This window comes from Paenibacillus rigui, assembly GCF_002234615.1.
GTDB classification, from domain to species: Bacteria; Bacillota; Bacilli; order Paenibacillales; family NBRC-103111; genus Paenibacillus_S; species Paenibacillus_S rigui.
Map to the genome: position 1 here is coordinate 102,237 of NZ_NMQW01000025.1, position 21,419 is coordinate 123,655.

10 protein-coding genes and 3 pseudogenes are annotated in these 21,419 nt (G+C 54.9%); 8 read left to right on the forward strand and 5 right to left on the reverse strand.

From position 1 onward, the window contains the following. Positions 1–144: 144 nt before the first annotated feature. The 4 genes from trpA to CF651_RS18325 form a co-directional block, all read right to left on the reverse strand. Complete coding sequence (gene trpA, locus CF651_RS18310) at positions 145–963, reverse strand: tryptophan synthase subunit alpha (protein WP_094016307.1); 819 nt, start codon at positions 961–963, stop codon at positions 145–147. Then, positions 911–2,149 (reverse strand): tryptophan synthase subunit beta, encoded by a 1,239-nt coding sequence (gene trpB, locus CF651_RS18315; RefSeq protein WP_094016308.1) that lies wholly within the window; start codon positions 2,147–2,149, stop codon positions 911–913. The genes trpA and trpB overlap by 53 nt, the downstream gene beginning before the upstream one ends. Before the next feature lie 3 nt (positions 2,150–2,152). Beyond that, a complete protein-coding gene (locus CF651_RS18320) occupies positions 2,153–3,148 on the reverse strand; it encodes a sugar-binding transcriptional regulator (RefSeq protein WP_094016309.1) in 996 nt (331 codons plus the stop codon). Positions 3,149–3,602: 454 nt separating this feature from the next. Then, positions 3,603–4,550 carry an AraC family transcriptional regulator gene (locus tag CF651_RS18325; RefSeq protein ID WP_094016310.1) on the reverse strand — a complete coding sequence of 316 codons (948 nt, stop codon included), beginning with the start codon at positions 4,548–4,550 and terminating at the stop codon, positions 3,603–3,605. A 221-nt stretch (positions 4,551–4,771) separates the two neighbouring features. Between CF651_RS18325 and mgrA the strand changes: the two genes are divergently transcribed. Together mgrA and CF651_RS18335 are read left to right on the forward strand one after the other, a co-directional pair. Then, on the forward strand, positions 4,772–5,767 hold the full coding sequence (gene mgrA / locus CF651_RS18330; RefSeq protein WP_094016311.1) for an L-glyceraldehyde 3-phosphate reductase: 996 nt from the start codon (positions 4,772–4,774) through the stop codon (positions 5,765–5,767). A 254-nt stretch (positions 5,768–6,021) separates the two neighbouring features. Beyond that, the gene (locus CF651_RS18335) at positions 6,022–6,765 is read left to right on the forward strand and encodes a YqjF family protein (RefSeq protein WP_094016312.1); all 744 of its coding nucleotides are present in this window, start codon (positions 6,022–6,024) and stop codon (positions 6,763–6,765) included. Positions 6,766–7,021: 256 nt separating this feature from the next. Here the strand turns inward: CF651_RS18335 and CF651_RS18340 are convergent, their stop codons facing one another. Next, positions 7,022–9,358 (reverse strand): UvrD-helicase domain-containing protein, encoded by a 2,337-nt coding sequence (locus CF651_RS18340; RefSeq protein ID WP_094016313.1) that lies wholly within the window; start codon positions 9,356–9,358, stop codon positions 7,022–7,024. Between the two features lie 252 nt (positions 9,359–9,610). On the opposite strand from CF651_RS18340, the gene CF651_RS18345 reads away from it, so the two are divergent. The 6 genes and pseudogenes from CF651_RS18345 to CF651_RS33295 all read left to right on the forward strand — a co-directional run bounded on the left by CF651_RS18345 (position 9,611) and on the right by CF651_RS33295 (position 21,325). Next, the gene (locus CF651_RS18345; protein ID WP_094016314.1) at positions 9,611–12,004 is read left to right on the forward strand and encodes a helix-turn-helix domain-containing protein; all 2,394 of its coding nucleotides are present in this window, start codon (positions 9,611–9,613) and stop codon (positions 12,002–12,004) included. 3 nt (positions 12,005–12,007) lie between these two features. Continuing rightward, positions 12,008–13,540 carry an extracellular solute-binding protein gene (locus CF651_RS18350; protein WP_094016315.1) on the forward strand — a complete coding sequence of 511 codons (1,533 nt, stop codon included), beginning with the start codon at positions 12,008–12,010 and terminating at the stop codon, positions 13,538–13,540. 2,274 nt (positions 13,541–15,814) lie between these two features. Further along, positions 15,815–18,445: pseudogene (locus tag CF651_RS33410) on the forward strand (pectinesterase family protein); the annotation flags it as partial. Then, positions 18,440–19,714 (forward strand): annotated as a pseudogene (locus CF651_RS33290) (pectate lyase family protein); the annotation flags it as partial. The pseudogenes CF651_RS33410 and CF651_RS33290, both read left to right, overlap by 6 nt. Before the next feature lie 33 nt (positions 19,715–19,747). Further along, positions 19,748–19,966, forward strand: a pseudogene (locus tag CF651_RS33415) (fibronectin type III domain-containing protein); the annotation flags it as partial. Positions 19,967–20,566: 600 nt separating this feature from the next. Continuing rightward, entirely contained in the window at positions 20,567–21,325 is a 759-nt protein-coding gene (locus CF651_RS33295) for an S-layer homology domain-containing protein (protein WP_245856037.1), read from the forward strand. Positions 21,326–21,419: the final 94 nt, after the last annotated feature.

Genomic DNA, 21,419 nt, shown 5'->3' on the forward strand with positions numbered 1-21,419 from the left:
TATAAGTTCTCATGCTTCGTCTACCTTGACAAACGTGTGCCATCTTGAAAGACGGCTTAGCCGTTTATCCTTGTATAAGGAGGATTCAGCCAAATGGGACTGGAACCGCAGACCTGCTGTACAAAGTAAGCTGCCTGAATCGCTTTACGAAGCCGTCATCGAATGCAGCAGGCTCCGGACTCCGCTGAGCCCTTCGGCTTCGAGCACCTTCAGCAGCTGCGTGCCGATGATGGCAATATCCGTTTTGCCGGTGAGGTACTGCACATCGGACCGGTCCTGGATGCCGAAGCCGACGGCGGTAGGGGTATGAGCGGCTTGGCGGCAGCTTTCAAGAAACAAGGCTTGCTCATGCTCGAAGGTCGTTCGTGAGCCGGTGACGCCTTTACGCGCTACACAGTACAGGAAGCCGCCGGTTTGAGACGATAAGTAGGCAAGCCGCTCAGGCGGGGTATAAGGTGTGACAATGAGGATCGGATCTACCCCGGAGGTCCGGCAAGCTTCCATGTACACCTGGCTTTCTTCCGGAAACGCATCCGGTACGATAAGGCCGCGGATACCGATACGGCTGCATTCCGCTATGAAACGCTCCACCCCATATTGGTACAAAATATTGTAATACGTCATGAAAATAAAAGGGATATTGAACTCGGCAGTTACCTTGCGGGCGAAATCCAGGCACTGCTCCACCGTAGTGCCGCGCTCCAGAGAAGCCTGATTTGCCCGCAGGAACACGGGGCCATCGGCAGTCGGCTCGGAGAAAGGCAGCTGCAGCTCAATCAGATCGACTCCGCATTCATGAAACAGCCGGATCATTTCATAATTTGTCTCGAAATCGGGGTAGCCCAATATTTGATGCGTCATGATCAAAATCTGCTTGGACTTTCGCTTCTCCCGGATTTCTTGTGCCATCTTACTTTGCATATTGCGTATGCTTTCGGTGGATAAATTCAGTCCATTCTTCATCCCGCAGCCCCTCCGCTATGTTAAAAATATCTTTGTCTCCCCGCCCCGACATGTTAATCAGAAAGATGTCGGAGCTGGAGCTCTCCGCAATGTCCTGCAAGGCGCCGGCAAAAGCATGTGTGGACTCCAAGGCCGGAATGATTCCTTCCTTGCGCATGACCAGTTGAAGCGTTCGAACGACCTCTTCATCGGTAGCGGCTGTAAAGCGAACCCGGCCTTGCTCCGACAAGTCGGCCAGGATCGGGGAGACCCCCGTATAATCGAGTCCTGCCGCGACACTGTACGTATCTGTCATTTGCCCGTCCCGGTCTTGAAGGAACAGGGTCTTGTAGCCTTGGGCGATGCCCGGCTTACCTTGGCCGTAAGCAATACGTACGGCATGCTTGCCTGAATTCGGGCCTTGGCCCCCGGCCTCTACGCCAACCAGCTCCACCTCTGGATCGGGGAAGAAGGCTTGAAACACGCCGAGCGCATTGGAGCCTCCTCCTACGCATGCGTAGACCCGGCTTGGCAGCCGGCCCTCCAAGCCAAGCATTTGATCACGGGCTTCGATGCCGATGATGTTCTGAAAGTAAGCAACCAGCGCCGGAAAAGGATGCGGACCCGACGCCGTGCCCAGCACGTAGTGCGTCGTTTCGAAGCTGGAGACCCAGTCGCGAAATGCTTCATTGATGGCATCCTTTAACGTGCGAGTGCCGTAGTCGACAGGGACGACTTCGGCTCCGAGCCGTTTCATCCAGAAGACGTTGGCATACTGGCGCTCCATATCCTCGCGTCCCATATAGATCGTCGCCTGCATCCCCAGCTTGGCGGCGACGGTTGCGGTGGCAACGCCATGCTGGCCTGCGCCGGTTTCGGCGATGAGGCGGGTTTTGTTCATGCGTTTGGCAAGCAGTGCCTGGCCTAGCGCGTTATTAAGCTTGTGCGCGCCGGAATGGTTCAAGTCCTCGCGTTTGATATAAATTTTGGCCCGGCCAAAATGCTCCGTCAGCCGGTCGGCATAGGTGAGCGGCGTAGGGCGTCCGGAGTAGCCCGAGAGCAGATCGCAGTATTGCTGCCAAAAGGAGGGTTCCTGCTTGACGGCTTCGAACTCCCGGGTGATTTCATGGATGGCGGGAACCAAAATTTCGGGGATGAAGCTTCCGCCGTAGTTGCCGTAATAGCCTTCCTGGCTCTGGCTTTTCATAGGTCATCGGTCCTTTTTTTTAAGTGGTAGGGTGGGAGAAAGCTGGGCATGAAAGCGCAGCACGGCCTCGGCGGTAGCTGCATCGGTGACGAGAATATCGATCCATTTGCCGCGGAGCGCAGCCGTAATGGCGGCCACTTTATCCTGCCCCCCGGCCACGGCTACAACGTTCGGGATGCCCCGGAGCTCTTGAGCGGTCAGCCCGATCATCCGGTCGTTCACAGGCAGGGCGATCGTTTGTCCGTTCCCGTCAAGGAAGGAGGCGCACAGGTTAGCTGCCGCTCCACCGGCCTTCACTTGGTCCAAGTCAGCAGAGGTGAAGTTGCCCGATTGCACGATGGAGGCGTGCTCGGACACCTCCCCGATGCCGATGACGGCAACTTGGCAGCGCTTTGCCTGCTGGAGCACTTTATCGATGTCGGGCTCCTGTTTTAACAGCTTGCCGGTTTGCTCGTGGGTGACGACGGCCGGCGCATGCAGCTGCCAATATTTCGATTTAAGCTTGTCGGCGATGGTCGCCGTATTGGAGTTGGCATGCCAGGAAGCGCCTTCGGAGCCCCATCCGCCTACCAGCGGAACGAATTGCAGACCGTTTCGCGGGAAGTAATCGAGCTCGGTGCCTACGGCGGCAACGGTACGGCCGGCCATGATGCCGACGGTGTCATGATCCTTCAGAATCGATTCCAGCAGCACGGCGCAGGTTCTTCCAAGCTGCACGGACAGCGGAAGCCCTGCGGGCTGAGAGGCATCGACGACCAGCGCATCATGGATACCGAATGTTTCGAGCAGCGCGCGCTCCACCTGCTGCTCGGCGGAATAAGGGTTCTTAATCGTGATTTGCACGATGCCTTCCTGCTTGGCTGCGGTCAGCATCCGGCTGACGTGGGGTCTCGACATGCCGAGCCGTGCGGCGATATCCTGTTGGTTCAGACCTTCTTCGTAGTAAAGCTGGCTGATTTTGACCAGTAGCCGGTTGCGCTCGCTTTTTATATCCGTCATAGATCCTCCTGAAGCTTGGGGTGTTTTAATTTGATGTACATATGTTCAAGTGATGTAATTGTGTACATAACTATAGACTCTACAGGTTTATTTGGCAAGTGACATGGCAAAAAAACGTGAAGGAACGGAACGAAGCAGCGCTTCGCACGGGACAGAAAAGGCGAAGTGAAGCAGGGAAAGCGAATGCTCGCATGCTACCGGATCGGCGGAAAAGACCTCAGGTAAAACGCTGGAGGAAGGCGCGGAAAAGCCGATGCGGGAGATGTCGCAGGAGATGGGCAGAAGATCGGGCAGGAAATGAGACAAAGAGATGAAGCAGGAGATAGGGCAGGAAATGATGCAGAGGACAAAGCAGAAGATCAAGCAAAAGATCTAGCAGAAGATCTAGCAGAAGATCTAGCAGAAGATCAAGCAGAAGATCAAGCAGAAGATCAGAAGGAAAACTGGATGAGGATCAGACAGAGCCTCCAGAAGTGCCTCCAGAAGTGCCTCCAGAAGTGCCTCCAGAAGTGCCTCCAGAAGTGCCTCCAGAAGTGCCTCCAGAAGTGCCTCCAGAAGTGCCTCCAGATAGCGTGCTCCGATATTGGCTGGGGGAGATGCCTTTCATTTTCTTGAACATTTTGGAGAACAGCAGAGGGTCCTTGTAGCCAACGGAGTAGGCAATTTCGGTAATGGACAGCAGCGGATTCGCCATCCATTCACAAGCCTTGCTGATGCGGTAATCAATCACATACAGCTGGGGAGAGAGCCCGGTGCTTGCTTTAAACAGGCGGGTCAAATATTTGCGTTCAAGGCCGACCTCGTCCGCCATCTCGGCAATGGACATGGACCGGGAATAGTTGGTCTCTATGAACTCTACCGCTTTGGCGACATACAGCTGCTGTCTGTTTGCCCCGATCCCTTCAGCGTATGCCTCGTTCGAGGTATCCTCAATGAGAATGGATAGGAACGTATACAGCAAGCTGAGCAGCCGGAGATCACGGCTTTTTTGTGTCAGGCTTGCCTGGAACATTTGCTGGAAGCAGAGCGAAATGGCCTCCTGCTGAGCCGTTTGGAAAATAGGCTGAACCGGCGTCAAGCCTGCACGCTGCAAAATCCAGTCCGCATTGGTCCCCTGGAAGGCAACCCAGGAATAAGTCCAAGGCTCCTGTGCATCCGCCTGGTAGGAGGAAAGGACATCAGGACTGATCAGAAAGCCTTGTCCCTGCGTGAGGACATAGGTCTGGCTGGCTGTCCGGAACGTGCCTTTGCCGCTGTGGACATAATGAATTTTGTAGTGGTCCTTTAGTGCAGGTCCCCAGGAATGGCCGGGCTGACATTGCTCCGAGCCGCAATAATACAGCTTTAAATCCTCATATGGATAAAATTGGTTATGGGGAAGCATATATTTGAAATCGGGCATGGCGCATCTCCTAGCTCAAGTGATGTTCATGAGGATTCGAATCGAACGGCAATGATCTATTTGTGTTGAAATGGTTGTTTAAAAGACATTATACCATATAGTTGCCGCATGCTGACATGTCCCTAGGGCGGCAACTGGGTTACAATAAGGAGGGAAATAGAAGCTTGAAGGCACGACATCCGTCCTGATCAGGGACTAACTTTGAGGAGGAACGATAACTGATGACACCTTATACAGCATCGGAGCAGCGTTACGAGGCTATGAAATATAACCGCTGCGGCAACAGCGGGTTGAAGCTGCCGGCCATTTCCTTAGGTCTGTGGCACAACTTCGGAGGCGTTGATTCCTACGAGAGAGGCCGGGCGATGGTACGCCGCGCATTCGATTTGGGCATTACCCACTTCGACCTGGCGAACAACTACGGACCGCCTCCAGGCAGTGCGGAAGAAATGTTCGGAGCGATGATGAAGGATGATTTGACGCCATACCGTGACGAAATGATCATCTCCACCAAAGCCGGGTATCTGATGTGGCCGGGACCTTACGGGGACTTCGGCTCGAAGAAATACCTCGTATCGAGTCTGGATCAAAGCTTGAAACGGATGAAATTGGACTACGTGGACATTTTCTACCACCACCGTCCGGATCCAAACACGCCTCTGGAAGAAACGATGTCGGCGCTCGATCTGATCGTTCGTCAAGGCAAGGCGCTGTACGTCGGGATTTCCAACTACAAGCCGGAAGAGGCAAGGCAGGCGATCCGTATTTTGAAAAGCCTGGGTACGCCATGCTTGATTCATCAGCCAAGCTACTCGATGATGAACCGTTGGGTAGAAGACGGACTGCTGGATGTGCTCGAGGAGGAAGGTGTAGGCAGCATCGTCTTCTCGCCGCTGTTTAAAGGAATTTTGACGGACAGATACCTGGACGGGATTCCGGCAGACTCCCGCGCCGCTGGACAAAGCGTGTTCTTGAAGCGTGAGGATATTACCGAGGAAGTGATCGGCAAAGTACGGAAGCTGAACGACTTGGCGCAGGAGCGCGGCCAAAAGCTGTCGCAAATGGCGCTGGCTTGGGTATTGCGGGGCGGCCGTGTGACTTCCGCTCTGATCGGGGCGAGCAAGGTGAGCCAGATTGAGGATGCGGCGGGTGCCGTGAACAACCTGGAATTCAGCGCAGAGGAATTGGCACGGATCGATGCTATTTTAAATGCGTAATGATTGTACATTGCGTCACGGTCGTGTATGCTAGGGGAAACACAACGATAAACGGCGCTGTCGGCGTTTAGGACGGCATGAAAAAGGGGAAGCAGCGAAAATGTTCGCTTGCTTCCCTATTTTGGCAGATAAGAAAGTATAAGTTTCACAACCTTCGTCTACCTTGACAAACGCATGCCATCTGGAAAGCTGGCGAAGCCGTTTATCCTTGGCAGCAGGCAGTTGGATCGCAGTGACAGGAGGCAAAACTAATCATGCACGAATTATTGCAAAATAGCTCGCACCGGCCCTGGCCGCTGCCGAAGCTTCCCTGGATTATGAAGCAGACGTGGCATGATTTGCTTTTTGCCCATTGGCCGGTGCCGGTCGGGCTGCTTCGGCCATGGGTGCCGGACGCTTTACCTCTGGATACGTTCGGGGGGAACGCGTGGATTGCAGTCGTGCCGTTCGGCATGACCGGCATTCGGGCACGGGGGCTCCCGCCTATCCCAGGCACAAGCCGGTTTCCCGAGATCAACGTGAGAACCTACGTTACGCTGCAAGGCAAGCCGGGCGTTTATTTTTTCAGCCTGGATGCCGCCCATGCGCTTGCCGTCTGGGGGGCGCGGCGGTTTTATCGTCTGCCGTATTACTTGGCGGAGATGAAGCTTGAAAAGGCGGGGCAGGAGATCCGGTACCTCAGCCGCAGGGCGGATGGCACGGTGCAGTTCGAAGGCCGCTACCGGCCCGTTTCTCCGGTGTTCGAGGCGGCGCACGGTTCGCTGGAGCGTTGGCTGACGGAGCGGTACTGCCTGTACACGCTGGGAAGCTCGGGCGAGCCGATGCGCTGCGACATCCACCATCCGGTGTGGCCGCTGCAGCTGGCGGAAGCCGAGCTCCGGAGCTGCACCATGCTGACCGGGCAGGGCCTGCCTTCCATCGGCGGGAAGGCGCCGCTGCTGCATTATGCCTCCAGGCTCGACGTGCTGATCTGGCCCCTCGTCAAGGCGCAGCCTTAGACGGTCGGGCCAGGCAGAGCTCTCGAGCCGTAAGCCGTCGCTCCAGGCTAGCAGCAGCGGGGGCAAAACACTGCCGCCGCACTCTGCCGCCGCAAGCTGTGGGCTGCAATCACAGCAGCAAGCCCTTGTCTGATGCAGACTCCCAGCAGACGAGGGCGAAAACACTGCCGCCGCATTGGCAGGCCACAGGCACGGCTCCGCCCCATGCGCAGTCCCCTCCATAACCGCAGCAGCGAGACAGAAAGCCAAAGCCGCCTTAACCCTGCCGCACGGCCACGGTTTTGCTGCCACGCCGCATGGGTGCATGGCACAAGGGGCAAGCCTTGTCCTTCACTTTCGTTTCCTGCGGCGTTGAAATGCGCGACCAGGCATTGCAGCTCCCGGCAGTGCATACCCACGCATACACTGTTTCGCTTACGGTACGAACCGGAGGTTTAGGCACCGCAGCGCCCCGCGTCAGGTCCTTAGGCCGTGAGCCGCCGCTGCTTCCCGTGAGCCGGCCCCCGTGAGCCGATGACGACGTTCCCTGCGGGGACGCCTGACGGAACGGGGCGAGGATGAACTGGGACACCTCGGCTTTTTTGCCGCGGAAATACGCCGGGGAGCTCAGAATCAGCTCCTCCCTGGCCCGGGTGATTGCTACATAAGCCAGCCTCCGTTCCTCTTCCAGGGCGGCGGCTTTTTCCTCTGCCGACGAAGCGGCCGCTTTCTCCCCGCGGACGTTCGGCTGCTCCAGCGCCGAGCTGTGCGGCAGCATGCCGTCGGATACGCCGATGACGAACACGACGGGGAACTCAAGCCCTTTGGACTTGTGAATGGTCATCACCGTCACACGATCGGCCTCCGCATCTTGTCGGAGCAGTTCCATCTCCTTATGCTTTCGAATCATCAGCTCCACATGCTCGACAAACTCGGCGGTCGAGGCGAACGGCTTGGCTGCCGACTCCAGCTCATCGAGCGTCTCCTTCAGCACTTCCTTGTGCGGTGTCAGCTTGCGGCTGTCGCTCGTTTCAAGGAAAGCATCATAGAATGTGCGCCGCATGTCCCGGATCGCATCGACAGGCTTCATTTGTGCGAAGGTTTTGATCTGTGCCAGACGATCCCTCAGCTTGTCCTTCTGAAAGTCCTTCAGCTCGGGAAAAAAAAGCAGGTAGGCGAGCGGTCCTTTTTTTCGTTGAACCGCTTCCTGCTGGCGAATAAACTCCATGCCTTTGTCCCGGTTAATGTACAGCGTAGGCAGGATGCCTTCCATGGCCTCGAAGTTGCGCCGATGCAGGGAGAGCCTCAAATAATCGATCACCGGCTTGACCATCCACTGCTCGTAAAACACATCTCCGCCCCCATAATGGACGAAAGGAACCTCCCGCAGCACGAGCTGCTCCAGCAGGGCACGGCTGTCGCTTGCGCTGCGGTACAAAATCGCAAAGTCGCTGTACGAGCGCTGCCGCTGTGCGACGTCCTCCGTAATACGGGCGATGACGGCCTGCGCTTCCTCGTTGGAGTCCCCCGGCCGATAGTAGCGGGGCATCGTATCGCTTGAGCGGGTGGCCTGCAGCTGCTTGGGCTTCCGCTTCTTGTTGCGTCGAATGACTTCGTTGCCCAGCCCGACAATGCTTGAGGTAGAGCGGTAATTAATGTCGAGCGTAACGGTTCGGGCCGTCGGGTACAGCTTATGAAAATCCAATATATATTCATGGCTTGCGCCGTTAAAGCTGTAGATGGTCTGGTCATCGTCGCCTACGACCATAAAATTGTGCTGCGGGGCTGCGATCATTTGGACCAGCTCGTACTGCAGCCGGTTCGTATCCTGAAACTCGTCGTTCATCACATAGACGAACCGCTCCTGCAGCGATTGGAGCAGGTGCGGGGAACGGAGCAGCAGCTGGTGGGCATACAGCAGCACGTCGTCAAAGTCCATTTTATGGTGTGTTTTCTTCCACTGCTCGTACTGCCGGAAAATCGATTTGATATTACGTTCATCCGCCGTTTTCTCCGGTACATCGTCGATGTCGATCAAATTCATTTTGTAGTGGGACAGCTCGGCGAGCAGCGTCTCCGGCTGATACTCGTCCTGAAGCCCCATCTCCCGAAGCATCCGTTTCACGATGATGTGCTGGTAGCGCGTTTCAGACAGGATGTCCTGATCGTATCCCTGTCTGCGCAGCAGCAGCAGGAAGAACGAATGGTACGTTCGCGCCTGCACGTCGCCTGCCATGCGAGGCGTCATGCCCGGCAGCCCCGCAATGCGCTGCTTCATTTCGGCAGCAGCCTTGCTGGAGAAGGTTACCAGCAGGATGCTCCGCGGGCTGATTCCCCGAACGGCGATCAGGTAGCCGGTCCGGCAGACGAGCACCGACGTTTTGCCGGAGCCTGCGCCTGCCAGCGTGAGCAGAGGCCCGTCTCCGTGCCGCACCGCTTCGATCTGCGCTTTGTTCAAAAAGATGCCCTGCTCCTCCAGGGCACGAAAATAAAAAGCGTCCGGCTGCCCGTCGGGCACCAGCGCCTGGCTTGTCGTTGTTGCGGCGAGCGGAGCCAGCGGTATCTTTTTGCTCCCTGCGCCATGAGGGGTTGAAGCATAAAATTCGGTATGCATACGATCACCTTTCATTTCAACGGAAAACTTTAGTGTACACCAATCGGGCACGCAGAACAAATGGAATAAATGGCCTCGTAGGGGTGGCGTATGGATCCGGGGAGAAGAAGCGAAAAGAAGTTAAAAGCTGCACATTGAACGTTACTTCCCGGAGGTATACATATATATGTAAGCAATCATTTCTGTTACAATGTGGGAACCAAGAAAAGAAAACGCTTTCCCCGGATGGAGCTAAACAAAGGATGAACACACATGAAGAGGAATAGACAGCCGAACCGTTACTATGTGAGATGGGTCTTGCTATGCTTTATTATCACCACGCTGTCGGCCATGCTGGTGGGGATATTCTCCTATGTGAAATCGTCGGGTGTCGTGCAGGACAAGATGAATAAAGAAACGGCGCTCAGCCTGCAGCAAACCCAGTTGAATGTAGAGCATTCCCTGAAGGTGGCGGATCAGGCGACGACGCACTTTTTGGGCTCCAAAATTATACAAACGGCACTTAACGAGCCGCTGGGTCCGGATCAATTTCAGCTGTTCTCCCAGGTGAAAACCGAGCTCAACGGACTACAGAGGCTGGATACGGGCATTAACGATATTCAAGTGTGGAGCAAGACAGGCAACTGGCTTATGAACAATGACGGCCTGTACCGGCTTGATGCCTGGACAAGGGACCATTCGTCCAGTCCGCTGCCGGAGCCCGCTGCGCCAACCGTCTGGGAGGTCAGCTCGGTTGAAGCTGCGGCGGACCTTGATGGGCTTTCTGCTGGGGCTGCCGATTCGAACGGCACGCGCAGCGGCGGGAGTACCGTGCTATCGACGGTCAATGCATGTGGCATGAATGTGAATTTGCTAAAGCGACTGCCGTTGACAGGCTACCGGAGTATCGGTACGGCGATGATTGAAATCCCGGCCTGCAGCCTCAGCAGTCTGATTTCCGTCAATACGGAGCATGAAGCGGTGCTTGTGTTCGATCAGCAGTCGCAGCTGTTCGTCCATAAAGGGGTTACGCTGAACGGACTGGATACTTCTCTCCAGCAATCGTTGGGGCAGCTCCCCCGGGGGCGAACAGGACAATACAGCATAAGTATCGACAAACAGCCCTTTACGGTCACGTACCGAAGATCGGACTACAACGGCTGGACCTACATGTCTGTCGTAACGCTGGACCAATTAACCCGCTCCTCCCGTGAAATCGGCTGGTTTACGCTGTATATGTGCATCAGTCTGCTGCTGCTGTCTATTATCGTAACCCTGCTGTGGACGAAACGGCTGTACCGGCCCATCGCCCAAATTTACAAGGAAGTCATCTCTCAAATGGGGATGGGGGCATCCCGCAAATCGCTCGATGAGATCCAGGTCATTGGCGAGCAGGTAAATAAGCTATTCGATACGAAGCGGCGGCTGGAGCACAGGCTGGAGGGCCAAACCGAGCTGCTGCGCACGTTTCTTATGGTCCAGCTGTTTCTGTTCGGCATGAAGGAAAGGGAGATTGTTGAACGGATGGAAGCCTTGGGGCTGCGTCATGATTTCTCCCGGTTCTGCGTGCTGGCCTTGCAGATCAGCAGTCTGGAGTCCACCCGTTTCTCCGAGAAGGATGCCGATTTACTGCTGTTCGCCGTCAATAATATGGTCGGGGAGCTCATCGCGTCCGAACGGAGGCTTCAGCCTATCGTGCTGGGGCGGACGCAAACGACGGTCGTTACGGGACATGCCGAAACCGCCGAGCTGTTTCTAGCCGATGTGTATGCTATCGCGAGGCTGGTACAGAACAAGGTTGCAGAGGTACTGGACCTGAAGGTCAATATCGGAATCAGTGTTCCGTACCAGCGGCTGCCGGACATCCCGCGGGCCTACGAAGAAGCGGTGGAAGCGATGAAACGATATGCCTCCTTCGGAGAAAAAGCCATCGGCTATTTCGGAGATCTCGGCGAAAATCACGCGCTTCATTACGCTTATCCGTCTGCCCTGCAATCGGAGCTGTTCGATGCGATTAAGCTGGCGGACCGGGAACGGGTCAGGCCGCTGCTTCGCGAGCTGCTGCACGAGATCGGGCAAAACCACCCGAATCCCTACGATATGCAGTTCAATGCCGTGCGTTTATTGATGAATTTGCTTGGCCTCTCGAACGGCATTGCGGGACAAGCGATCCCGATGCAGCGGCAGCAGGCGCTTTTTGACGAGCTGTTTCATTTAAGCTTTGCTGAAACCGGGGAAGCCTGGTTCATGACCCAAATCATCAGTCCTCTCCTGGCTGAGATTGAAGGACAGACGGAGGTGCGGCACCTTTCGGTGTCCAAGCAGCTGGTGCAAATGATTCACGAGGGGTTCGACACAGACCTTACCATTGATATTTGCGCGGACCGTCTGCACTATAATGCGAGCTACCTCAGCACCATATTCCGCAAAAGCATGGACGTCACTTTCAGCGCTTACTTGGCTCAATACCGCCATAACATCGCTTTAAGGTGGCTGAAGGAAACAGATATGGCCATTAAAGATATCGCGGAGCGGCTGCGCTATAACAACCCGCAAAATTTCATTCGCTCCTTCCGCAAAACCGAGGGCATCAGCCCGGGGAAATACCGGGAGCTGGAGCGGCATCAGGAGAGCGCCTCCCAAGATGCAGCATCGATTGGAGGATAAGCTATGCATACAAAATGGAACCCCCACAGGTATATAGGGGGCGTCATCGCAGCTCTGCTGCTGGCTTCGGCAGGAGCTGGCTGCGCATCCCAGCCCGCATTGCAACCCCAAGGCGAACAGGGGGTGGCCGACACCCCTTCAGAAATAAGCCTCATGCTTATTTTGAACCGGGACGACCCGCCTCAGGGTACGATCGTGCCTGCTTTACAGACGATGACGAACACCAAGCTCATCTTCAACTGGGTTCCCGATAATATTTATTCGGACAAGATGGTGGCTGCTATCGCTACAGGGACCTTACCCAAAGCGGTGCAGGTTAAGGCGGTCGATGTGCTGCATCCATCCGTCGTGAACGGCATACGATCCGGTTTGTTTTGGGAGATAGGGCCTTATTTGAAGGAATATCCGCTGCTCAGCAAGTATGTCAATCCGGTCATTCAGAATAACGCGTCTTATTTCGGCAAGACGTACGGAATCTATTGGGAGCGTCCGCAATCGAGACAAGGGATTCAATACCGTAAGGATTGGCTTGACCGGCTCGGCCTGAAGGAACCGAGGGCGATCAACGATATTTACGAGGTGCTTAAGGCATTTACTTACGGGGACCCTGACGGTAACGGCAAACAGGATACGTTGGGCCTGGTCGACCGCAACGACCTGGTGTACGGCGCCTTTAAAAATATCGCAGCCTACTTTGGCGCGCCCAACGGTTGGGGGCTTGCCGAGGGCAGACTCGTCCCGGATTTTATGACGCCGGAATATGCCGATGCCATGAAATTTATGAAGAAGCTGTATGATGAGAAGCTCATCAATCCTGATTTTACGGTAACGAGCAAGGTACAGCAGGAGGAGCGGTTCGTCAAAGGCGAGGCCGGCATGATGATCAGCAATGTTGTCGCTTCATCCATCCGAAATCGGATTCAAAAGGTTAATAAGATGGCCAATGTGGAAATCATGAACCGGGTTCAAGGTCCAAAGGGGGAGCGGATCTGGGGCGGCAGCGGCTTTGGGGGCTTGTTCCTCTTCCCCAAATCCAGCGTCAAATCCGAGGCGGAGCTTCGGGAGGTGTTGGCTTTTTTCAACCGCCTGTTATCCGAGGATGTCAATAATTTGATTACTTACGGCATGCAGGACCGCCATTATAACTTGAACCCGGATCATAAGACGGTCAAAATTATGCCCGATACGCAAACCTTGCGGGAGCAGGAGGTCGAGCCGTATGCGAATGCGCTGCGCACGTTCGATATCCGGTATTTACGGCTCGGTGAAACGAGCGAATTGCAGGATAAAATCCAGACCATGATCGAAGACAATGCCAGAATAGCCGTTAATGATCCGACGACGGGCTTGTTCTCCCAGACGCAGGCGGAGAAAGGAACGGAGCTGCAGACGATCATCACGGATGCCACGTACCAGTTTATTCTGGGGAAATTGGATGCCCGAGGCTTCGCGAATGAAGTGGAGAAATGGCGTCGTAGCGGAGGCGACCGGATCATGGAAGAGCTGAATCACGAATATGCTCAAATTAACAAGTGAAATGCTATGCATGGTTAAATCCCCGTGGGACAAGCTCCTGCGGGGATTTTTCCTGTGTCGGCATAAGAGGGCTGATTAAATGAAGCATATCCGATGTAATTGCAGCTCCGGCCGAGTATCAGGCACTAACCAAAGAGATGATTATAGCTTCAAGCGGATGGCGGCCCAATAATAAAGGTTGAGGTACAAAGGACAGAAGGACAGGATGACAGGTTGCGAGGTGAATCCATGTGCTCTTGAAGCGGCATTACGGTATGACGGCAAATCGAAGATTTACTATTTCAACATGAGGGAGGGCATCACATCAATATGAAGTTAATGATGCAAATGAATCGATTCAAGAAATCTATAAGCATTGCAATGACAGCGCTTTTAGTATTTTCCTCGGTCCCTTACAGCAGCACGGTACAGGCCGTAGCAGCGGGAGATACGGTGCTGATCAACGAAGATTTTGAAGGGACCCATACGGATTCAGCCACGCTGGATGGGGTGACGAACGCCAATGCGACCGGTACAATTGCCGGATTTACTTCGGCCTTGTCCGGCTCGACGATTAGTACAGATACGGTGGCTCTAGTATCCGATGCCGCCTTAGGCTCCAAGGCTTTAAAGTTTACGCAAAGCAGCGGTACGCCTGCACAAACAGGTACAACCACGGTTGGCGTGAAAAGAGATTTTGACAGCGCGGGCCTTTCGCAAGGACAGGTGGCAGTAGAATTCGATTTCAGCTTGTCGAATGTCACGAAGAATGGTTACTTGCTGCAGGTGCTGGATGCGAGCGGTGCGGTGCTGGCAGATATCCAGAATAAAAACAATCCCACAGGCTATAGCGGGGCCTATGCTGTGTGGACGAATGCGGACGGAAGCTACACGCCTATCGGCACATCCACGATTGCCAACGGTACCGGATACCATTTGAAGGCTTTGCTGGACCTGACGAATAAAACAGCGACCTATACCCTGTCCAAAAAATCGGATGCCTCCATTATCGGTACGCTGAAAAACCAGCCTTTAAAAAATGTTCCGGCCGGAGGCCTGAAGGCTAAAACGATCCTGCTGGCGACCAAATCAGGTACCGCTGCGAGTCCTGGTTGGACGATGTCGGTAGATAACGTACAGGTGTATCAGCCGAAGCCAGCTCCGGCGGCTCCAACGGGTCTTGTACCCACCAGCGGCAATGCCCAAGTGAAGCTGGACTGGACGACCGTGACAGGCGCAACGTATTACAGCGTGAAACGCAGCCAGACTTCCGGCGGTCCTTATACGCTGATTGCTACAAATCTTACGGGCACCGTCACGGCGGTGACGTATACGGATAGCAGCGTATCCAACGGTACGAAATATTTTTATGTCGTCACCGCTTCGGATGCATCCAGCGAAAGCGTGAACTCTGACGAGGTCAGCGCTACGCCGGCCGCACCTGTTCTTATTGCTGCGCCAGCCGGCCTGACTGCAGCTGCAGGCAATGCCAAGGTGGACTTGGCCTGGAGCAGTGTAAGCAACGCGACTTCCTACAATGTGAAGCGGAGTACGGACGGCAGCAGCTATGCGACCATCGCTTCCAACGTACAAGCGTTAAGCTACAGCGATACGGCTGTCTCTAATGGCACGACGTACTACTATGTCGTTACGGCTGTCAACGCTTCAGCGGAAAGTGTCAACTCCGGGCAAGCCTCGGCTACGCCGGCTGTACCGGCACTTCCGGCCGCACCTGGGAATGCAGCCGCTTTGGCTGGCAATGCCAAGGTGAGCCTGACCTGGAACGCCGCAGGCGGAGCTGCTTCCTATCATGTGAAAAGGAGCGCGGCACCTGGCGGGCCTTACGCCACAATTGCTAATGTGACATTGGGCACCGGCTATACCGACTCCAGCCTGACCAATGGGACGACTTACTATTATGTCGTAAGTGCCGTCAACGGGATTGGCGAAGGACCGGACTCGCTCGAAGTATCGGCCAAGCCGGGAGTCTTTTTCATCAACGATAACTTTGAAGCCAGCACGCTGGGGGATACGCCTTCAGGGTATGTGTCTATCGCCAATGCTGCGGATAGCACGATTAACAATATTACCGTCATCAATAATAATAATCTGACGAATAAATATTACTCTCCTTCCGAGGTAGCCCCGGCGAACAACAAGTCGGCGGCGATTCCGGGAAATCAGACGAATGTGCTATGGATTAATGATAATGCCAATGCAGGCCGGAGAGGCGGATTTACGAATGCTTTCACGCCGGTGTCCGGCAAAAGCGGACTCACAGCGGAGCTAAGCTTCATGGAGCCGAAGATTATCGGTGACTCCTATCCGCTGGAGCTGATTGACAGCTCGGGCAAAACCGTGCTTTCCTTCAGCGTAACGAATCTGAACGCCCTCGAAACGATTAACCCGGGCAACGTAGTCTCCTGGTACAATCTGAAATTTGTAGCCGATACGGGTACGAACGCTGCGGATGTGTATTTCAACGGCAAATACAGAGGCAATTACAAATTTGCTACGCAGGACACTAACATTGCCAAAATTCAAGCAAGAACAGCCGGCTCCTCTACAGGTAGCCTGTATGTCGATAATGTGAAGGTATACCAGCAAGCTACGGTCACGCCGCAAAGTCTGGTGACGGCGGGCTCGAACAAGACGGTCATATTGACCTGGAATGCAGCCAGCGGGGCGGATTCGTATAACGTCTACCGGAGTGCGGCAGCAGGAGGTCCATACGAGCAAATTGCCGCGCAGGTTACATCGCCTACGTACACGGACACGGGTCTGATCAATAAGTCGAGTTATTATTATGTTGTCACAAGTGTGAATGCCAATGGCGAAAGCGAATACTCCAACGAAGCCAAAGGCTATCCGAACAATGTGCAGGCTCCGGCAGCTGCACCGGAATTCATACAGACGGATATCCGCGACAGCCAAATCTCGATGAGCTGGAGCGCTGTTACAGGCAAGGATGAAGACGGTACGGACGTTCCGACGACCTATACGCTCGTCCGGAGCACCACGCCGAGCGGTCCGTTTATTACCGTGGCACAGAACCTTGCAGCCACTGCGTATCTGGACAAAAACCTGAATAACGGCACGACCTACTATTATCAGGTTACAGGTCAAAACACAGGGGGCTCCAGCCCAAGCTCGCAGCAGCTCCAAATCGCTCCTGCTGCGCCTTTGGCCGTACCGGTGCTGCTTAGCGCCGAGCCGGGGAACAACAAGGTCGATTTGTCCTGGTCATCCGTGAGCGACGCTACTTATTACACGGTCAAGAGAAGTGAAGTGAACGGCGGGCCTTATGTGAAAGTGACCGATGTGACCGGGGGTACGAGTTATTCCGATACCGGCGCGAGGAATGGTCAAGCGTATTATTATGTTATTACCGCGGCACGCGCTGCGGGAGCCCAGCTGGCACAGGAGAGCATGATCTCCAACCAGCTGAAGGCGACTCCTTACGCAGCCGTATCGGGTGCACCGCTTAAACCGACCGGGTTCAAAGCAGTAGCCAATGAGGGCAAGGTGAGTCTGTCCTGGAATGCAGCAGCGGGTGCAACGAGCTACGCTGTGACACGGGCTGCAGGCAGCGGCGGTTCCTATTTGCCGCTCGGTACGACGAGCCAAACCTCGTATGACGATACCGATGTAGTGAATGGAACCACTTATTACTATGTGTTGACTGCAAATAACGGGTCGGCGGCAAGCCCGGCAACAGACGAGATCGCAGCAATGCCGGCCAAAGTGCTTACCGTAGATAAGAATGCGACCGGCAGCAGCGCAGGCTTCGGCGCGACGCTGTTCAACACGATTCAAAGCGCGGTGAATACCGTGCCGGCGACGAATACGGAAAGAACGGTCATCTATATTCATCCTGGAACCTACACGGAGAAGCTGACCATCAGCCAGCCCTATGTCAGTCTTGTCGGCGCCGGAATGGATGCGACGACCATTGTGTACGGTGATTACGCAGGAACGTCCGCAACGACGGGCCAGCCGGGCCATACGGGCAATACCTTCTTGAGCCAGACGGTAAAAGTAACAGGGGATCATTTTACCGCATCGAATTTGACGATTGAGAACAGCTCAGGTCCACGTTCGGCTGTAGCGCAAGCGGTAGCACTGTCCCTTTACAGTGACAAGGCTTCGTTCGAATCGGTGAAGCTGAAAGGGTATCAAGATACGTTGTACAACGGTTTGAATACGAGCAACAAAGGCCGCCAATATTTCCACAATAGTATCATTCAGGGCGATGTGGACTTCATCTTCGGTGAAGGCACTGCCGTTGTGATGGACAATGTGAAGATGGTGCTGGTCAGCAATTCCGGCGGCGGCGGACACATCACGGCGGGAGCGCAGAAAAATCCGACGGACAAAGGGTATGTGTTCCTGAACTCCCAGATCGTAGATGATGCTTCCGCACAAGGTGTATATGATTTGGGACGCGGGTGGAAGGACTACGCGCGAGTCAGCTTTATCAATACCTTGATTGATTCGAAAAAGTTTCTTGCCGAGGGCTGGGCCAGCTCCTGCGCAGGCAGCTGCGTTACCAACTATTTCTCGGAATATAACAGCTATGGAACCGGAGCGAACCCGTCAGCCCGTACGATTTCGACACAGCTGACAGGTGCGGAGGCCAGCGTAACCATTCCGCAAATTTTTGGCGACTGGGATCCGTCCGTTCAGGTTGCGATGCCGAAGGTGCAATACTTGCCTACGGTATCCGCGGCATCGTCCAATTTTGATAAGAACACCGCGAAGCAGACGGACATCAACGTCACGGTACAGTTCAATGGCAGCTCATTGACGAGCATCACGAATGGTGCGACGGCTCTTCAAGCATCGGATTACAAGGTGACAGGCCAAGTCGTCACGCTGAATAAAGCTTATCTTGCCGGTCTGGCCGAAGGCACGACGGTATTGAATTTCAATTTTGGTTCGATTTCGATTCCGTTAACCGTGAACGTCATCAACACGGACGCATCGGACATCGGCAAGCAGGTGCTTGGGGTCAACGATGGGTGGGGCTCCTTTACTACAGGGACCTCTGGGGGCTCCAAGGCGGCTGCGGCTAATATGTTTACCGTAACCAAACGCAGCGAGCTGATCCAGGCCCTGGGCGGCAACAACTTGACGAATGCAACGAATGCGACACCGAAAATCATTTACATCAGCGGCACGATCGATATGAATGTGGATGATAACGACAATCCGGTGGGCATGGATTATTACAAGGATTCTGCATATGATTTTAATGCTTACCTGGCGGCCTATGACCCTAAGGTATGGGGGACGGCAACAGTGCCATCCGGTCCTTTGGAAACGGCGCGTGCCGCATCTGAAGCGAACCAAGGCAGCAAAGTGAAAATCAATGTAGGCTCGAATACGACGATTGTAGGTCTGCCTGGTTCGAAAGCCAAGATACTCGGCGGGAACCTAATGGTTCAAAACGTGGATAATGTCATTATCCGAAACATTGATTTTCAAGCCCCGATCGATTATTTCCCGCAATGGGATCCGACGGACGGCGACTCCGGCAACTGGAATTCAGCCTTTGACAGTATTACCGTGAAGGGCGCGAAGCATATTTGGATCGATCACAACACGTTTAGCGACGGAACCAACCGGGATGATTACAGTGTTAAATATTTCGGACGTCAATATCAGCAGCACGACGGCGCAATGGATATCACGAATGCTTCCGATCTGATTACAGTCTCCTATAACTACTTCCATGATCATGACAAAACGACGCTTATCGGAGGCAGTGACAGCTATACGGCCGATCGCGGGCTGGAAAGAATTACGTTCCACCACAATTATTATCAAAATGTGACGCAGCGCGCACCTCGTGTTCGCTTCGGGCAAGTTCATATTTATAACAACTATTATGAAGGCACACTCAATGACGCAAGCTATCCGTTCCTGTACTCCATGGGCGTAGGGTTCGAATCGCAAATTTACGCGGAGAACAACTATTTCGTTCAAGACGCGGGAACAACGGCGGCCTCGTTGATTCAAGTATCGCCAGGCGGTACTGCCTTTACGGATATTGGCTCTATTCTGAATGGCGAAGCAGTCCAAATCGGGCAAAGCAAAGGAGGGCTCAGTCCGGTCAGCTGGAAGCCGACCTTGTTCACCCAGGTCGATGCGACCGCAGAGGTGCCTGCCATTGTCAAAGCCCAGGCGGGTGCAGATAACCAAGCGGCGCCTTTGGCTCCAACGAACCTCGTGGCTACCGGAGGGAGTGCCCAGGTATTCCTGCAGTGGAGCGGGGTGGCGAATGCCGCTTCTTACAAAGTGAAGCGGAGCACGACGAAGGGCGGAGCTTATACGACGATAGCCTCTAATGTGAAAGCTACCGCCTACACCGACACGGGCCTGACGAACGGCACCACGTATTACTATGTCGTAACCGCAGCGAATGCAGGCGGCGAAAGCTCAGCCTCCGCGGAAGCGAGCGCCATGCCTCACAGAAGCAACGATAACAAGGCTGGCAGCAGCGGGGGCACGGGAGGCGGTTCCCCAGCTGTTCCGGAGCCGACGGTAGAGCCGGCCAAGGACGGTGCGCAAATCTTGAATTTGCCGACGGTTGTCGGCAAGGGCGAAGACGGCAAATCGACGGCCCAAGCGAAGATCGAGGGCAGCGCTTTGATGCAGCTGCTGGAAGCCCTTGCGGCGTCCTCGAATGGCTCATCCGGCATGCGGGCCGCCCTGCAGCTGCAAGGCAGCGAACCGGTCGGCAAGCTAGAGATCCCAGCCGCTTCCCTGGCACAATTGGTAGCGAAAGCTCCGGATGCCGTACTGTCCTTGCAATACGGCGGTGCCTCGTATGACCTGCCGCTGCAGGCCATCGACACGGCAGCCCTTGCAGGCAAGCTGGGCGGCGCAGCGAAAGACGTGGCAATCACCCTTACGATTGAAAAGGTAGGCGGCTCTGCCGCAGCCTCTATCGAAGCCAAGGCTCAGCAAGCTGGCTTGAAGCCGCTGGCGCCGGCCGTAGACTTTACGGTCACTGCAAGCGACAGCAGCGGCAAGCAGCTGACGATGCATGACTTCGGCGGTACCTATGTATCCCGGACGATAGAGCTTGCCCAGCCGGTTGATCCGAACCAAACGACTGCGGTTCTGTTTAACCCGACGACGGGTACGTTCAGCTTCGTTCCAGCTACCTTCGTCACAGCAGGAGGAACGACCAAGGCTGTTCTGAAGCGGCCGGGCAACAGCATCTATACGGTAGTGGAGTTCTCCAAAACGTTCGATGATTTGAAAGGACACTGGTCTCAGGCGGATGTCGAGCTGCTCGCCTCCAAGCTGGTGGTGAACGGAACGACAGACAGCAGCTATGCACCGCAAAAGGAAATTACGCGGGCGGAATTCGCAGCGCTTCTGGTTCGTGCCCTTGGCTTAACCGAGGTGAATGCTGCGAAATTCAACGATGTGCAAGCGAACGACTGGTTCACGGGAGCGATTGGCGCAGCGAGCCAGGCCGGACTTGTGGAAGGCTTCGAGAACGGGACGTTCCAGCCTAACGCGAACATTACACGCGAGCAGATGGCGGTGATGATTACACGCGCAATGCATGCGGCGGGCAAGCGAGCCGCAGCGGATACGCAAGGGCTGTCCCGCTTTGCAGACGCCTCCTCCATCAGTGGATGGGCGAAGGAAGCAGTCGCCCAATGCGTCAATGCAGGGATCCTCAACGGGGTGACGGGCGATACGTTCGTACCGGCAGCCAAGGCGAACCGTGCCGAAGCTGCAGTCATGCTGAAGCGTCTTCTGCAGTATGAGCAGCTGATGAACTAAGCGTTATAGTCAAAAATCATTTACAAAACAACACAAGACCACGCTTCTACATTCGGGTAGAGCGTGGTCTTGTTCTTTGTATGAGAAGATATGA

Bases quoted from the DNA above. Each gene is read 5' to 3' on its own strand.
- CF651_RS18325 (WP_094016310.1), bottom strand. From the start codon at position 4,550: ATGCCCGATTTCAAATATATGCTTCCCCATAACCAATTTTATCCATAT.
- CF651_RS18340 (WP_094016313.1), bottom strand. From the start codon at position 9,358: ATGCATACCGAATTTTATGCTTCAACCCCTCATGGCGCAGGGAGCAAA.
- trpA (WP_094016307.1), bottom strand. From the start codon at position 963: ATGAAGAATGGACTGAATTTATCCACCGAAAGCATACGCAATATGCAA.
- CF651_RS18350 (WP_094016315.1), top strand. From the start codon at position 12,008: ATGCATACAAAATGGAACCCCCACAGGTATATAGGGGGCGTCATCGCA.
- trpB (WP_094016308.1), bottom strand. From the start codon at position 2,149: ATGAAAAGCCAGAGCCAGGAAGGCTATTACGGCAACTACGGCGGAAGC.
- mgrA (WP_094016311.1), top strand. From the start codon at position 4,772: ATGACACCTTATACAGCATCGGAGCAGCGTTACGAGGCTATGAAATAT.
- CF651_RS33295 (WP_245856037.1), top strand. From the start codon at position 20,567: ATGCATGACTTCGGCGGTACCTATGTATCCCGGACGATAGAGCTTGCC.
- CF651_RS18345 (WP_094016314.1), top strand. From the start codon at position 9,611: ATGAAGAGGAATAGACAGCCGAACCGTTACTATGTGAGATGGGTCTTG.
- CF651_RS18320 (WP_094016309.1), bottom strand. From the start codon at position 3,148: ATGACGGATATAAAAAGCGAGCGCAACCGGCTACTGGTCAAAATCAGC.
- CF651_RS18335 (WP_094016312.1), top strand. From the start codon at position 6,022: ATGCACGAATTATTGCAAAATAGCTCGCACCGGCCCTGGCCGCTGCCG.